Here is a 15021-nt window from a genome sequence, read left to right as displayed (position 1 = left end):
ATTAGTAATTGGTGTACACGCAAAAGTTATCATTCCGTACCTGAATTGTATGATTTGGTTGAATTACTTGATTGCAAAGTTGACGATTTATATGTACGTAGTAAGGAAAATGAGGATTAATATTTACATAGATGGATTAATATTTAATTACCTATTTATTAAATAAGGTAATATAGAGTGTATTATGCTATTGAAGCCAAATAGGGGTAAATAAAGTTAATAGTATGTCAAATGATGAACTATTTGATGAAACAAAAAGTATAATATGGCTATCTGCCTGTTCAAACAATAATCCACGATTTGATTCCCTTAGCATGTAGATGCTTGTTATTATGTATGGAAAGAACGGAATAATTGAGAATGTTATAAAAGAGCTTATGTTGAAGAGATTAAAGAGCTTTAAGATAAATTGCGACATTTATAAAAAGCCCCAATAATATTCTGGGACTCAAGGTAATTTAATCGATTACTTCAATTATAGATACTAATTCAATATCAGTATCTTCGAGATTGATTAATGGTAATTCTAATGAACCTTTTAAAGTTTTAGCATTTAATAAATAGGGGTAAAAAGGACTGAATTCATCATTAATATCTGCATAATTTAAGATTCGTAATAATGAATTGAAGAGCATTGTAGGATCATTTATCTTTTTAAACAGATTGTTTCTTGATATGAGTCCCATATAGATTTAAATAATGCACTATTGTCATAATTTGGGCTGAATCTAACTTTTTCAATGTCACCAATATCGTCAATGAAATATTGGTATGCAAATACCCCATCCATTTGAACAAAATCACCATACCAAAGCTTATTATTGTAACTGATTACTAATTTTAGATTCTTCCCATAGAAAGGATAATTACTTTCTAAAAGGATTCTTTTTAATAGGTAGTCAAGAGCTTGCATTTGTTGAACAGTGTACATATTCTCCACCTCCATTTTATATTACTATTTTACTAGATTTAAAATATTAAGTAGAGGATATTTGTAAAAAATTCAAATAATTATTAGATTCGTTTCTTCATTCCTCAATTACTACATTGACGAAAGAAAGTATATATTTCTTTGCTTTACTTTGTAAGTGATTATTACCACAATTGTCAACACGTCACAATGTATTTATCTGACTATTCTTTATAGTCATGAATTATACTAGAGTCATTAGTAAGATTTTCATTTTGTTCAATCTTTTAATCACCAATTATTATTTATTAATTATTGATATTAAAGTTAGGTAAGTAAGTGTCAAATAAATTAAAAGAGAGAGATAAAATAGAAAGACAAAGTTGAATATATTAGACATGATAGAGTTAAACATCAGGTAAATTGAGAATACACTATTGTATTTAACTTTTGTACACCTAAAGTCAATGGAGTTACTAAAAACTATAAACAACGATTAATGAGAGATACAATGAATGGGCACACAATTAATAATGCTCTTGCTTTAAAAGAGAAAGATATGATGAAAGCCGTAGTAGCACTTTATAAAAGCGATATCATTTCAGATAAAGCAAAAGAAATACTGAAACAAACAAGGTATTAAATAATAGGGTTAGATTAATGAAAAGGAGAACATGGTTTTGATGAAATAAGTCTTTCTCGACTCATCACATACACAGTGTTCTATCTAAAATCAACAACGAATTCTCTCATAGAATTTACAGGCATTTCTCATATCCTCCTGTTTCGTTCTATAGTTAAAAAAAGTCTTTTTTATATCGAACTACTAGATAGATTGCTGAAGCAAGGAATGCAAGAGAATATTTAAATAAGAAGAAAATCTGCCACATATATTCTTTCGGGAAAATCACGTCGCATAAAATTACTACACATAACACTATAAGTGCACTATTTAAAGATATTTGCTTTGTTCTTTCATCAACTTTACCCATTTTTTTGTGTAGTGCGTATGTTACAATTGCTCCGACAAAAACCAATATAAAACCGCTAACAATGAGAAGATTCCAATTTCCTTGTGATTGTTCAGCCCAAGACTTTAACGGGTTAAAAATAGCGTTAAAGATTTCAGAAAAATTAATCACTATGATCACTTCCTTTCTCATAAGTAAAAATGTCGTTTACATCAACTTTAAAAAATTCTGCAATTCGAAAGGCTAACAGCAATGTTGGAACATAATTTCCTTTTTCCATGACAAAGATGGTTTGTTTGGAAACCCCGACTTTCTCTGCTAATTCTTGCTGAGACATTCTGGCAAGTACGCGATATTCATAAACCTTATTTGATATCGAATCACCAAAATCTTTCTTCATGACCATCACCTCATGAATAAAATGATAAACTAATCTTTAGTTAACGTAAAGTAAACTTATACAAAAGTATTAAATATTTTTATTTTCGGTTAGATTACTTTGATTCAGCAAGATCCAGAATACAGAAAGAACCTGACGAAATTCATGATTCTTTCAGGTTTACATATCGATCTGGTGTATTTTATGGTATTTGGTTGTGCATTTCATGATATTAAGTGGTGCAAAAACAGTCAGAGTAGTGCAGTCGGGTGATAATATTCACGAGAAAATCTAATATCTTTGCTAATAAGACGCAAAACATCAGATTTAATAACAACAAAACGTCCAGTTTATGGTACTTTCATTTTATTTAATTTAGTACCTGAGCAACAATACAGTCATAAACATTAATCTTTGATTTCACTTTATATTGATAATTCGTGTTTCTTAGTTTTGTAATTAAAACAATCCTCACGCATGTAATTCAAATATTCCCGAATTAATAAAGTACCCATATCAATTACTTTGCAATTTCCGGAATATATTATTTAATCCAATTAATAAAGAAATAGTGTTCAAAATAACTTTTTATTGTTTTTTCTCTAAGATCTTCTGCATTTTTTGCTGAAACGAAATAGTCAAATGTGAAATTAAATTCTAAATTAGTTGTTTCATTTTTTACTATGGGATTACTACAATTCTTTTTCGCTTCATAAAAAAATGCCACCACCATTTCTAAAATTAATAAGAAATGGTGATGACATATCGACATATTTTTAGTTGTAATATGTGGAAGTGTGACTACTTTTTTAAGAAGCTTTTTGACCTATTATTTCGATGCTTTTCTTTTGCTTAGTAGCCGAATGATTAAATAAGAGATTTAAAAGAATTGCCGTAAAGCTTCCTGCAACAATGCCATTACTTGTTAAGATTTGAAAATTTTCAGGGAGATGGGTAAACATTTTAGGAACCACTGTTACTCCCATTCCCATACCAACTGAGCATGCGATAATCATTAAATTGCCTTGTGAAGTTAGATCTACACGGCTAAGCATTTTAATACCAGACGCAATGACCATTCCGAACATCGCTACCATGGCGCCACCTAAAACAGCAGAAGGAATAATGGTAGTTAATGCCCCTATTTTAGGAATAACACCTAAAATCATCAAATATACTCCCACTAAATAAATCACATTTTTAGACTTAATCCCTGACAGTTGAACAAGTCCAACATTTTGCGAAAAGGTAGTATAGGGAAATGAATTAAATAATCCCCCGACAACACTCGCGAGTCCTTCTGAACGATATCCCCTAGCTAAGTCATCCTCTGTTAACTTTTGATTGGTTATATCACTTAAAGCATAATACACACCAGTAGATTCAACTAAACTTACTACAGCTACTAAAAACATAGTAATGATAGATGTCCACTCGAAAGTAGGAACCCCAAAGTAAAGTGGTTGAATCATATGAAACATCGATGCATCAGCTACAGGAGAAAAATCTACTTTTCCCATTAGAGCTGCTGCTATCGTTCCAGCCAATAATCCTAATAATATAGAAATAGAACGAATAAAACCAGTAAAGAATCGTTGTAAAAGAATAATTAAAATGAGTGTACCAAATGCTAAACAAACATTACTAACAGAACCATAGTCTGCACTTCCTTCTCCACCAGCCATATTATTCATTGCTACAGGAATAAGTGTGATTCCAATTGTCGTAACTACCGAACCTGTAACAACCGGTGGAAAAAAACGCACAAGTTTGCCAAAAAATTTACTAATAATCATGATCATAAGTCCAGATGCAATAACTGCACCATAAATAGTTGTTAAACCATGCTGTTCACCTATTGCAATCATTGGACCGACAGCGGTAAACGTACAACCTAATACTACGGGTAGACCAATACCAAAGAATCGACTCTTCCAAACTTGTAAAATAGTCGCTATGCCGCACATAAAAATATCAATAGATACTAAATATGTTAACTTTTCTGGAGAGAGTCCCATTGCCCCTCCAACTATTAAAGGGATAATCACTGCACCTGCGTACATCGCAAGAACATGCTGCAAGCTTAAAGTTGCTGTTTTTAACTTGCTATGCATTAGGCCATTACCTCCTCTTTGAAAATGACCTGCCCATTATCAAGTTTTTCAATTTCTGCTAGTGACTCTACTCTAATACCTTTATTACGAAGAAGCTTACCCCCATCTTGAAATGCCTTTTCAATGACGATACCAATCCCAGCAACAGATGCCCCCGCCTGTTCAACAATATCAAGTAGTCCTAACGCTGCTTGGCCATTTGCTAGGAAATCGTCAATTACTAATACATGATCATTTTCATTGATAAAACGTTTAGAAACCGCAATTTCATTTGTTACATTTTTGGTAAATGAATGTACACTTGCTGTATATAATTCATCAACAAGAGTAAGAGATTTTCGTTTTCTAGCAAAAATAACATTGACCCCTAAATTTAAACCTGCCATCACAGCCGGTGAGATACCTGAGGATTCAATCGTTAATATTTTCGTAATCTTCTCATTTTGGAATCTTTTAACAAACTCATCACCTATCTCCTTCATTAGTACAGGATCAATTTGATGATTGAGAAAAGAATCAACTTTCAATATTGAATCTGATAATACTACTCCATCTTGTTTAATTTTTTCTTTCAATAATTTCAATTTTTATTCCTCCCTTAGTTAATCATCGACCAATGAAGAAATATAAAAAGCTCAATGGTCATTGCACTCACCATGATCATGAGTGAGGCAATGTCCATTGAGCGTTAAGTCAATAGAAAATAAAATTGATATCCCATTGCTCACTCATAGTCAAGCCATTTACGGTAGCTTGGTAGAAACTTACGAGCCTTATTCTCGTGATTATATGAGTAAATGCAAGCTTATTTAAATGTAGCTAGATTATACCATCAATATTCAATGAAGAAAAGATGTTTAGAAAAAGCCTAAATAATATGAATTGTTTCGATCCTTGAATGAATTATTGATTCTTTTAAAGTTATAGTCCTATATTGTTGTCCTTCTATTTTCACAGATTCATCACAAAATGACTAGGAAAGTGTGATAAAAGTCACAGATGATTATAAAGGTCCCAACTATGATAAAGGTATCAGGAAGATCATTTTTTTAGGTGGGAGTGAGAAAAATGGCTAAAATTCAACCAAAAAAGAACATCCATGAAGAGACTTCTTCTTTAAAAGGTACTTTAATTGCTGTATTCATTGTTGGAGCCTTTCTAGTTATTTCATGGATTGCCGTCTTCGGATTATATTTAAATCGAATATAGGAGTTGAAAGTATATGCATTTACATCGTTATGAGAAATGGTGGTTAACCTTTGGAATTGGTGCACTTATTGTCTTTTTAGCTATTGTAGGTATTCAAGCATTTCATCAAGGACACCAACCACCAAGTGCAAAAGTAAAAGTGGATCCTGAACGTGTAGATCAAACTGAACCTTTTACCAAACCAGGATTACACAAGGTCACTGGGAAGGATTGGGATTATGAATTAGTTATTGTTGCCTCTGCCTTCATGTTTAATCCAGGTGAAATCGAAATTCCTAGAGGCTCAAAGGTTAAAATTATTGCAACAACAAAGGACGTTGTTCATGGGTTCGAAGTAGCTGGAACAAATATTAATATGATGCTCGAACCAGGATATGTTAGTGAATACATTACAACGTTTAAGAAGAATGGGGAGTATTTAATCGTGTGTAATGAGTATTGTGGCACTGGACATCATATGATGTCTGCAAGACTAAAGGTGGTGGATAAAGCATGATAACAACAATTAGTAAAGTAGATAAACGAGATGCACGATTGTCTATGGCATATATTTACGTTGCCTTTGCCGCATTAGCCATAGGCGGTTTAATGGGACTTTTACAAACATTAGTGCGGTCAGGAAGACTTGAATTACCGGGTGGAATTAATTATTATGAAATTTTAACTGCACATGGAGTTTTACTTGGTCTTGGACTTACTACTTATTTTATATTAGGCTTTCAATTTGCAGCTATTAGCCGTACAGTTGGAACTTTATCTACAAAAGCTCGATTATCAGGTTGGGTAGGCTTTTTACTAATGATCATTGGAACATTATTTGCTACTGCTATGATCTTAACAAATAAAGCCACTGTTCTTTATACGTTTTATGCTCCATTACAAGCGCATTTCCTATTTTATTTAGGATTAACTCTTTTAATAGTTGGGAGTTGGGTTGCTTGTGGAGCAATGATAGCCACATATATTAGATGGAGGAAGCAAAATCCTGGAAAACCAAGTCCATTATTAAGCTTTATGGTAGTAACAAATTCTTTGATGTGGATTGTTTGTACACTTGGTGTAGCAGGAGAAGTATTATTCCAATTACTACCTTGGTCCCTCGGTTGGGTTGATACAGTTAATGTACTCGTTAGTCGAACATTATTTTGGTACTTTGGTCATCCATTAGTCTATTTCTGGTTATTACCTGCCTACATGGCATGGTATGTAATCATTCCAAAAATCATCGGTGGAAGGATATTTTCAGACTCACTTGCCCGTTTAGTGTTTATATTATTCCTATTATTCTCTATACCAGTAGGATTTCACCATCAATTAACTGAGCCAGGTATTAATGCTAATTGGAAATTTGTCCAAGTTATCCTTACATTTATGGTTATTATTCCATCTTTAATGACTGCCTTCTCAATGTTTGCAACTTTCGAGATGTTTGGGAGATCAAAGGGTGCCAAAGGATTATTTGGTTGGTTAAAAAAACTACCTTGGAAAGATGCAAGATTTCTCGTTCCATTTATTGGTATGGTAGCCTTTGTACCCGCCGGTGCAGGTGGAATAATAAATGCATCTAACCAAATGAATCAAGTTGTCCATAATACCATTTGGGTTACCGGTCACTTTCACTTAACCGTTGCTACAACAGTAGTACTAACTTTCTTTGGAATAAGCTATTGGTTAATCCCACATTTAACAGGAAGAGTATTTACTAAAGCGATGAATCGATTAGCTATTTTCCAAGCTATTTGCTGGACGATTGGTATGGCGATCATGTCTACATCTATGCACCTTGAAGGGCTATTAGGTGCACCTAGACGAACAGCCTATACAACATATGGAGATGCTGCACAGGCACTGGATTGGATTCCATATCAGGTTGCTCAAGCAGTAGGTGGTTCCGTACTATTTTTAGGAATTGTATTAATTATCGTCATCATCTTAAACCTTGCGTTTTTTGCACCGAAAGGAAATCAAGAGTTCCCAGTCGGTGAAGTAGCAGAAAATGCTGAGAAAACACCTATGGTATTAGAAAACTGGAAAATTTGGTTAACCATATTGGTAGCATTAATCTTAATAGCCTATACCGTTCCTTTTGCTGATATGATTCAAAATGCACCCCCTGGTTCAAAAGGATTTAAATTATGGTAATCAGAAATCCAATTTTATCTAGATGCTTTCGCAATACAATATAGGCATAATAAATCAGACTTCGCGTCTTTACTATAATCCTTTATAGTAAAAGCAATAAATTAAAGATCCGCTCACTGCGGATCTTTTAAAATTCCTTTGATATTCTTTTAGATAGATCCCCTTTTGTTTTTCTCTTTATGCTTAAAATAAACACTGAGGATAAAATAAAGAGTATACCTATAAATTGTAAAATAACAATATCTTCTTTAAAAAGTATTATTCCTACTAAAATAGCTGCTACTGGTTCCATCGTCGCTAAAATAGCCGCCGTGCTACTTTCAACCTTATTTAGTCCAATGGTATATAATAAATAGGCTAATACAGTAGGCACAGTTGCTAATCCAATCATATATAAGTGATTTTCAATCGTAAAATCGCTCATTTTCCGCCAAAAATGAAAAAAAGGAGCTAAAGATACGCTAGCAACTAAAAACGTATAAAAGGTTATCGTCAATGAATCATAATGCTTCAAGGCTAATTTACCAAAGATACTATACAGTGCATAGCCAAGCCCTGCACCCAAACCAATAATAAATCCACCCCAATTCCAACTGGTTCCTCCTCCACTACTTGAAATCGCTATTAACGTACATCCCGTAATCGTTACAATTATCGCGAAAAATTTTTTTAGTGAGAGTTTTTCTTTTAATATAAAATAAGATAAAATCGCTACAAACGCTGGAGAAGTATATAGTAGCATAACAGCTAAGGATACGGAGAGTTGATTAATTGCGGTAAAATAACACCAATTAAAAAACACAATACTCAATAGACCAGTGCCAACAAAAAATGGGAGATGTTTTAATTTTATTTTAAACATAGCCTGTTTCTTTTGTAAAAATGTTAAAGGAAATAAAAGGATCCATGCATAAACGACACGAATTGTCACGATTTCCATCTCAGTAAATCCATAACTAGTAAGTTTTTTCGTAAAAATAGAAATAAAACCCCAAGATAATGCTGCTAATATAATGAAAGCACTAGGCAATCGTTCCCCCTCCCTAGAGATGGAGGCTGCCTAAATAGAAAACTATTAGACAGCCCCTTATTAAAATTATAAATTATAGACTTTTGTATATTTATTCGTTAAGTATTCGATAAGATATTTTGCGTTTAGACCTTCTCCCGTAACATCATGTAAAATTTCTAACGGTTTTTTCATTTTACCATATTGGTGAATATTCTTTGTTAACCATTCTTGGATTGGCTTCAGATTTCCAGATGCTAATAACTCATCAAAATTTGGTAGCTCTTCTACCATCTTATGTTTAAATTGAGCAGCATACATATACCCTAAAGCATAAGAAGGAAAATAACCGAAACTTCCCCCAGACCAGTGAACATCCTGTAAGATACCTTCTGCATCATTATTTGGACGGATCCCTAAATATTCTTCATATTTATCATTCCAAATTTGAGGTAGATCTTTCACTTCGATTTCATCATTAAAAATTGCCTTTTCAATCTCATAACGAATTATAATATGTAATGGGTATGTCAACATGTCAGCTTCAATTCTGATAAATGAAGGCTTGGATTCATTGATCGCATTATAAAAATCATCTATTTCGATTCCTTCAAATTGACCATCGGTATAATCCTGTAAAATTGAATAATTATGCTTCCAGAACGAATAATCCCTCCCCACAATATTTTCGTAGAATAAGGATTGTGACTCATGAATGCCCATCGACGTTCCACTACAAAGCGGAGTACCGATTAAATCTTTTGAAATATTTTGTTCATATAAGGCATGCCCACCCTCATGGATGGTTCCAAATACTGCTGTCCGAAAATCATTTTCGTCATATCTAGTCGTTACACGAACATCTCCTGGATTTAATCCAGTTGCAAACGGATGGACTGTTTCATCCAAACGTCCCGAATCAAAATCATACCCCATTTGTTCTAATATCTTGAGGCTAAATTCTTTTTGCTTATCTTTCGGAAAAGTTTCAAATAAGAAAGATGTTTTCGGCTTATTAGGCGATTCTGAAATTTTTTGAACTAAAGGAATAATTGCATTTCGAACCTCGGAGAAGACCTGATCGAGAATATCCACTGTAATCCCCGGTTCATACATATCCAATAATGTATTATATTTATTCCCTTCATAGCCCCAATAATTAATAAATTTTTTCTGATAGTTGATAATTTTTTCTAAATAAGGAAGAAACATGCTGAAATCTGATTTTTCTCTCGCAACTTCCCAAACACTTTCCGCTTTAGATTGTAAAACGACATATTCCTGGAATTCCTTAGCAGGTATCTTTTTATTACGGTCATATGATTTTTTACATTCTTCCAATGTTTTTAAGGTAATTTCAGAAAGCTCATTATTACCAGATAAACTTGCAATATATGCTGCCATCTCTTCTGATGTTGACATGTGAAACATTTCAGAAGACAACATACCTATTACTTCTGCACGCTGATCAACGCCATTTTTAGGAGCCCCAGTTCGCAAATCCCAATATATTAAGCCAAGCGCTTCATTATAGGCTTGCATTTTTTTAACATAATCTAAAAATTCTTTTTCTAATTCAATTAGAGTTTCAGTCATTTTTATCCTCCTCCTCAATCGACTCTTTCTTATTTTATCATATTGTTCTGAAAAGGGAGAACTATTAATGTACAACGTAAATTCTTAACTTAACTAAGTAATAAGTAGAATTAAGTACTCTACTAACGCTTACACTCTTTACAAGAAAAGCGCTAGTGGGCCATTTTTTATAAAACAGTCCACTAGCGCACTATTGAATAATTCTTTCGTGAGAAACTTAAACTCTTGGTTCTACTGGTAATATTGATTTTACTTGATCCAAAATAGAATGATTACTTTCATTCTCCATCCATATATGAATGTCTCCCTTATCTGTGGACGTCCGAATTAGACGTCCAATTCCTTGTCTTAGTCGAAGTAGCATATATGGCAAATCAACCTCTTCGTATGGATTTACACTTGATTGACGTTTGGCATCAAAAACAGGGTCATTAGGAGGAAATGGTAAATTTGCGATAAGGACATTGGATAGAGATGGTCCAGGAATATCTAATCCCTCCCATAAATGGTATGAACAAAGGATCGTTTCGTCATTCTTTTGAAATTCTTCAACTAGATGACTAATTTCTCGATCTCCCTCAAATATTACTGGATAGTTCAATTCATTTGATTCGTTAATATACTTTTTAAATTGATTCATTGAATCCTTTGTATCAAATAAAATGAGGCTTTTTCCTCCCCTTTCATTTAGGAGATTAGTCATTTCTTTACTTTTATTTTTAGGATCATTTTTGTGCATAATAATCTTCATATTTTCTTCATAATCAAATGGTGAATCGACTTTTAAAGATAAGAATTTCTCTATACCAAGACTTTTTGCTATATAAGAATAATCGCCGTTATTTGATAGAGTTGCCGATGAAAAAATAAAAGGAATCTTTTTTGAAAATACTTCATCGCGTAGTATTTCCTCGACAAGTCTAGGCATAATCACTAGAGTATGTTCAGTATCCGACATTTCAACCCAAATAACACCCTTATCATCTTTAGAAAACAATTTTAAGAAATACAGCACTTGATCTAAATATTCTTCAACGATATGCAAATCATATTCATTTAAGACAAACATTTCACCCTCATAAACAAGCTGCTCTGACAATTTTTCTGTTTGTAAATGCAAAGAATGAGCATATTTCATTAGTTCATCTGATTTCTCAATATGATATCGTTCTGAACCACTAATAGACTTCGCGTCTCTTTCAATAATTTCAAATAATTTATCATTAAAGAATAATACATTTTCAATGGTGTATAACGTTTCTTCACGAACATCATTTTCCATAAGTCTTGTTAATAATGTTTCTAATGTTTCAGATTGAATTCGATAGGTTAAAGCCTTTTGACTAGCATATTCAAGTAAATGACCTTCATCAAAGACTACACAACTTGATTCTGGTAATAAAGGTAATTGCCCTTCACGGATTCTTGATTCCTTCGTCCAAATATGTTCCATATAATAATCATGAGAACAAATAATTAAATCTGCAGCTTTACGGTAATGATCTCGATGAAGAGTTTGTCCACATCGATGTCGTACATCACAGGCTAAGCAATCCTGTAATGAATCCCATCCAATTCGTTTCCATTTATCCTCAGAGAGATTAGAATAATCCTTTCTGTCTCCATATTTCTCATATTTAATCATGGATCCTTGTGCATGAACAAATTCAGGTAATTCTTCGTAGATATCGAGAAATTCATCTAATTCGTTCTTTGCTACTTCTTTATCTAATTTTTTTAAGCATAAATATTGGTCTCTTGACTTTGCTAATCTTACATCAGTCTTTAAACCAAGTGCTTGTTCTAATTTTTGAATATCGCCCTCTTTTTTAACAAGCTGTTCAATCAACGTCTCATCTGCACAAGCAATAATTGCAGGTCTACCTGTATACCTCGCATAGCAAATGGCATATAGAAGATAGACAATCGTTTTTCCTGTCCCAACTCCCGCTTCAGCAAACATGATACTTTTTTCTTTAAACGCTTTTTCTAATTGGAAGGCCATATAGATTTGTTCGTCTCTAATTTCAAAACCTTTTTCCGGAAGAAGATCGTAAAATACATCCCCAATCCAATCACCCAACTTTTCATAGAAGGATTCTTCCTTAGTTACTGTAAATGGTAATCCCGTTTTCATATTTTTCCTCCAGCTATTCACTTCTGTCATTTATTTCGATCAATAGGTTCACCATATAAAAACGCAAGTGCATCATCTACACTTGCGTTCTTAAATAATGGTTTTTTCCCTTGTTAACACATAGCTTTTAGCACAATTTAGAGAATGCTCTGCTTCCCTTAGCTGAGCCATTACCGCTTCAGATGGACTCTCCTCTAATTGGATAAGCCGATATGTATTAGAAATCGCTCTTGAGATTTTATCAAAGTCAATAGAAACCAATGACAAGTTTCCCACTCCTTCATCTAATTTTATATATTATTATACTCAAGGAATGGGGGACTTATAACTATGAACTTAATTTCTAGGTGGTCTTGGACCCCAAAATTGATAAAGATCTGTTCGAATAAACCCATTAAATAGTTTCCGCTTTTTCGTTGCCTTTTTACCATAAACTTCTTCAAATTGTTCATATGATGTCAGCATATAGATGGACCATGTATCTAGTTTAGAAAATGCTTTTCCCATTTCACTATATAATTTTTCGACTTCACGACGTTCACTAAGACGCTCCCCATAAGGAGGATTTCCAACAAGTACACCATATTGATCCCTTGTAGAAATATCAGTTACTTGCATTTGTTTGAATTCAATTAAATCACCTAATCCAGCTTCAATGGCATTTTCCTCAGACACTTTTATCATTCGATGGTCAATATCAGAACCAATGATCTTTAATGGTTGATCATACTTAGCTAGATCTTCCGCTTCATTACGCGCATCATCCCATATATTTTTTCCGATCCACGGCCAAGATTCTGAAGCGAAATCACGATTAAATCCAGGAGCAATATTTTGACCAATTAATGCAGCTTCAATGGGAATTGTCCCCGATCCACAAAAAGGATCCCAAAACGGACGATCAGGATGCCAATTGGTCAATTGGATAAGTGCGGCAGCTAAAGTTTCCTTTAACGGTGCTTCCCCTTGATTAACACGGTACCCTCTTTTGTGAAGCCCTACTCCACTTGTATCGATTGTTAATGTTGCTATATCTTTGTGAAGTGCCACTTCAATTTTAAATAATGGACCATTCTCTTCAAACCAAGAAACCTGTTTATATTGGGAACGAAGTCGATCAACAATCGCTTTTTTTACAATTGCTTGACAATCTGAAACACTAAATAATTTTGACTTTACTGATTTACCTTGTACAGGAAATTCGGCATTAACAGGTAGGAATGTCTCCCAATTTAAAGCCTTCGTCTTTTCAAATAATTCATCAAATGTAACAGCCTTAAATTCTCCTACTTTAATTTTCACTCGATCAGCTGTGCGTAGCCAAAGATTACTACGTGCAATGGCTCGTTCATCACCTTTATATTCAATCTTACCATTATCGACTTTACATTCATAACCTAATTGATTTACTTCTTTTGCAACGATCGACTCGAGCCCCATCGCTGCAGTAGCAATTAAGGAATAGTTAGACATCATGTCACCCTTCGTATGTAATATTTTCACCTATCTAGTTTTTTTCTTTAAATAAGCATCTTTCAAACAGATAAGGATTATACAAAATATGCTCTCCTTTTCGGAAGGAGAGCATAACAATTTGTTTATTTATTACCTTCAATAACGTTCTGTAAGCCATGTTCTGTACCGTTGTACTTCTAACGACCAGGTAATGATCTCGTACTCAGGTGGTAATCATCTATCTACAGACACTTCATGTAGTGCCTGTCCCTTTCTTCGTTCATTTCCGAGAGAAAGGATTCCCCTACCATAATTTGAGTTTCTCGCTCGCGGGGTTTACCTCGTTCCACCCTTATGATTTCTCATAAGGCTACGTCACTGTGGCACTTTAAAGGTATTCACACCATATCCATTATTGGACTTAGGTATTTTCCCTGCCGTCAGCCCAGACGAATCCAAACTGCCCTAGCTTATGACTTTGCTAGGCACGATCACTACGGGCATCTCAGCACCGTGCGAGCATGGACTTTCCTCAACAACAGTTATCTGTTGCAGCGATTACCCGAACGCTATTTCATTACGACTTAACGTCGCTTGTTTATTATATATAAGATTTACTTAAATTTCAATAAGAAATTTCATCCAAGCAAATACTATTCACTCAGTTTGCTTCCAAAAACATGCTTTTCTAGATTTGATAGCCTCTTTAAGATATCAAAGTTAGTCGTTCCAGTTGTTGGCTGCGAAGGTTGTCTGCGAAATGAATCATCCGCTTGTTTCTTTAAGCGCATATTTTCCTGTTGTAAATCTTCTATTGTTTGATGAAAGGTTTCATAATCTTTAATAATAAAATCTAAAAATTTATCCACTTCTTCTTGCTTATACCCTCGAACTGCCGTTTTAAATTCTTTTTCTAAAATGTCCTTTGCAGTTAATTTAATTTTATCAGATAACATCTAACACACCACCTTAAATATTCGCAGGTTGCCCATTATTACTATTCTTTCAAAAATTAATATATTTGTCAATTTAATATGGTTTGACAACTAAAAAATCCAGTTAGATTTTATTCATAAATTAGTTTTGCTTTTTTACAGTA

General features: G+C 33.6%; 16 protein-coding genes, 1 other RNA gene and 1 riboswitch. Of the genes, 4 read left to right on the top strand and 13 right to left on the bottom strand.

All coding sequences use genetic code 11. From position 1 onward, the window contains the following. Positions 1 to 458: 458 nt before the first annotated feature. Complete coding sequence (locus MHI39_RS10965; protein WP_342541237.1) at positions 459 to 635, bottom strand: hypothetical protein; 177 nt, start codon at positions 633 to 635, stop codon at positions 459 to 461. 11 nt (positions 636 to 646) lie between these two features. After that, positions 647 to 931 (bottom strand): hypothetical protein, encoded by a 285-nt coding sequence (locus tag MHI39_RS10960; RefSeq protein ID WP_342541236.1) that lies wholly within the window; start codon positions 929 to 931, stop codon positions 647 to 649. 490 nt (positions 932 to 1421) lie between these two features. Here MHI39_RS10960 and MHI39_RS10955 point away from each other — a divergent pair, with 490 nt between their 5' ends. Beyond that, on the top strand, positions 1422 to 1553 hold the full coding sequence (locus MHI39_RS10955) for a hypothetical protein (protein WP_257234352.1): 132 nt from the start codon (positions 1422 to 1424) through the stop codon (positions 1551 to 1553). Between the two features lie 154 nt (positions 1554 to 1707). Here the strand turns inward: MHI39_RS10955 and MHI39_RS10950 are convergent, their stop codons facing one another. The 4 genes from MHI39_RS10950 to MHI39_RS10935 all read right to left on the bottom strand — a co-directional run bounded on the left by MHI39_RS10950 (position 1708) and on the right by MHI39_RS10935 (position 4958). Then, positions 1708 to 2073 (bottom strand): DUF2178 domain-containing protein, encoded by a 366-nt coding sequence (locus MHI39_RS10950; RefSeq protein WP_180213766.1) that lies wholly within the window; start codon positions 2071 to 2073, stop codon positions 1708 to 1710. Further along, complete coding sequence (locus MHI39_RS10945) at positions 2045 to 2281, bottom strand: helix-turn-helix transcriptional regulator (protein WP_058006931.1); 237 nt, start codon at positions 2279 to 2281, stop codon at positions 2045 to 2047. The genes MHI39_RS10950 and MHI39_RS10945 overlap by 29 nt, the downstream gene beginning before the upstream one ends. Before the next feature lie 788 nt (positions 2282 to 3069). Beyond that, complete coding sequence (locus tag MHI39_RS10940; protein ID WP_071975532.1) at positions 3070 to 4374, bottom strand: nucleobase:cation symporter-2 family protein; 1305 nt, start codon at positions 4372 to 4374, stop codon at positions 3070 to 3072. Further along, positions 4374 to 4958, bottom strand: a complete 585-nt coding sequence (locus tag MHI39_RS10935; protein ID WP_058002411.1) for a xanthine phosphoribosyltransferase — start codon at positions 4956 to 4958, stop codon at positions 4374 to 4376. The genes MHI39_RS10940 and MHI39_RS10935 overlap by 1 nt, the downstream gene beginning before the upstream one ends. Before the next feature lie 127 nt (positions 4959 to 5085). Beyond that, positions 5086 to 5187: riboswitch (purine riboswitch) on the bottom strand. Between the two features lie 255 nt (positions 5188 to 5442). Here MHI39_RS10935 and MHI39_RS10930 point away from each other — a divergent pair. The 3 genes from MHI39_RS10930 to MHI39_RS10920 are packed head-to-tail and all read left to right on the top strand — an operon-like array spanning position 5443 to position 7725. Next, positions 5443 to 5583, top strand: a complete 141-nt coding sequence (locus MHI39_RS10930; protein WP_139254838.1) for a cytochrome c oxidase subunit 2A — start codon at positions 5443 to 5445, stop codon at positions 5581 to 5583. Positions 5584 to 5596: 13 nt separating this feature from the next. After that, positions 5597 to 6079, top strand: a complete 483-nt coding sequence (locus MHI39_RS10925) for a cytochrome c oxidase subunit II (RefSeq protein ID WP_071975531.1) — start codon at positions 5597 to 5599, stop codon at positions 6077 to 6079. Then, positions 6076 to 7725, top strand: a complete 1650-nt coding sequence (locus tag MHI39_RS10920) for a b(o/a)3-type cytochrome-c oxidase subunit 1 (RefSeq protein ID WP_058002409.1) — start codon at positions 6076 to 6078, stop codon at positions 7723 to 7725. The genes MHI39_RS10925 and MHI39_RS10920 overlap by 4 nt, the downstream gene beginning before the upstream one ends. 127 nt (positions 7726 to 7852) lie before the next feature. Here the strand turns inward: MHI39_RS10920 and MHI39_RS10915 are convergent, their stop codons facing one another. From MHI39_RS10915 to gpsB, 7 genes are all read right to left on the bottom strand, one after another. Then, positions 7853 to 8755 (bottom strand): EamA family transporter, encoded by a 903-nt coding sequence (locus MHI39_RS10915; RefSeq protein WP_218958462.1) that lies wholly within the window; start codon positions 8753 to 8755, stop codon positions 7853 to 7855. A gap of 66 nt (positions 8756 to 8821) precedes the next feature. Next, positions 8822 to 10330, bottom strand: coding sequence for a carboxypeptidase M32 (locus tag MHI39_RS10910; RefSeq protein WP_259545186.1), 1509 nt, complete (start codon positions 10328 to 10330; stop codon positions 8822 to 8824). A gap of 217 nt (positions 10331 to 10547) precedes the next feature. Continuing rightward, complete coding sequence (locus MHI39_RS10905) at positions 10548 to 12467, bottom strand: ATP-dependent DNA helicase (RefSeq protein WP_212942810.1); 1920 nt, start codon at positions 12465 to 12467, stop codon at positions 10548 to 10550. 90 nt (positions 12468 to 12557) lie between these two features. Next, positions 12558 to 12734, bottom strand: coding sequence for a hypothetical protein (locus MHI39_RS10900; protein WP_212942813.1), 177 nt, complete (start codon positions 12732 to 12734; stop codon positions 12558 to 12560). A 69-nt stretch (positions 12735 to 12803) separates the two neighbouring features. Then, entirely contained in the window at positions 12804 to 13940 is a 1137-nt protein-coding gene (locus MHI39_RS10895; protein ID WP_212942816.1) for a class I SAM-dependent RNA methyltransferase, read from the bottom strand. Between the two features lie 147 nt (positions 13941 to 14087). Next, an RNA gene (gene rnpB, locus MHI39_RS10890) (RNase P RNA component class B) lies at positions 14088 to 14492 on the bottom strand. An 83-nt stretch (positions 14493 to 14575) separates the two neighbouring features. After that, positions 14576 to 14878 carry a cell division regulator GpsB gene (gene gpsB / locus MHI39_RS10885; protein WP_058002404.1) on the bottom strand — a complete coding sequence of 101 codons (303 nt, stop codon included), beginning with the start codon at positions 14876 to 14878 and terminating at the stop codon, positions 14576 to 14578. Positions 14879 to 15021 lie beyond the last annotated feature (143 nt).

This window comes from Heyndrickxia sp. FSL K6-6286 (assembly GCF_038630395.1).
GTDB lineage: Bacteria > Bacillota > Bacilli > Bacillales > Bacillaceae_C > Heyndrickxia > Heyndrickxia oleronia.
Note: the sequence above shows the minus strand (reverse complement) of the source record. Positions and strands in the feature narration are given on the sequence as shown.

Excerpts from the sequence above, each read along its gene's own strand:
- MHI39_RS10925 (WP_071975531.1), top strand. The coding sequence starts at position 5,597 with ATGCATTTACATCGTTATGAGAAATGGTGGTTAACCTTTGGAATTGGT.
- MHI39_RS10910 (WP_259545186.1), bottom strand. The coding sequence starts at position 10,330 with ATGACTGAAACTCTAATTGAATTAGAAAAAGAATTTTTAGATTATGTT.
- MHI39_RS10950 (WP_180213766.1), bottom strand. The coding sequence starts at position 2,073 with ATGAGAAAGGAAGTGATCATAGTGATTAATTTTTCTGAAATCTTTAAC.
- MHI39_RS10965 (WP_342541237.1), bottom strand. The coding sequence starts at position 635 with ATGCTCTTCAATTCATTATTACGAATCTTAAATTATGCAGATATTAAT.
- gpsB (WP_058002404.1), bottom strand. The coding sequence starts at position 14,878 with ATGTTATCTGATAAAATTAAATTAACTGCAAAGGACATTTTAGAAAAA.
- MHI39_RS10930 (WP_139254838.1), top strand. The coding sequence starts at position 5,443 with ATGGCTAAAATTCAACCAAAAAAGAACATCCATGAAGAGACTTCTTCT.
- MHI39_RS10945 (WP_058006931.1), bottom strand. The coding sequence starts at position 2,281 with ATGAAGAAAGATTTTGGTGATTCGATATCAAATAAGGTTTATGAATAT.
- MHI39_RS10920 (WP_058002409.1), top strand. The coding sequence starts at position 6,076 with ATGATAACAACAATTAGTAAAGTAGATAAACGAGATGCACGATTGTCT.
- MHI39_RS10895 (WP_212942816.1), bottom strand. The coding sequence starts at position 13,940 with ATGTCTAACTATTCCTTAATTGCTACTGCAGCGATGGGGCTCGAGTCG.
- MHI39_RS10940 (WP_071975532.1), bottom strand. The coding sequence starts at position 4,374 with ATGCATAGCAAGTTAAAAACAGCAACTTTAAGCTTGCAGCATGTTCTT.
- MHI39_RS10905 (WP_212942810.1), bottom strand. The coding sequence starts at position 12,467 with ATGAAAACGGGATTACCATTTACAGTAACTAAGGAAGAATCCTTCTAT.
- MHI39_RS10960 (WP_342541236.1), bottom strand. The coding sequence starts at position 931 with ATGTACACTGTTCAACAAATGCAAGCTCTTGACTACCTATTAAAAAGA.
- MHI39_RS10955 (WP_257234352.1), top strand. The coding sequence starts at position 1,422 with ATGAATGGGCACACAATTAATAATGCTCTTGCTTTAAAAGAGAAAGAT.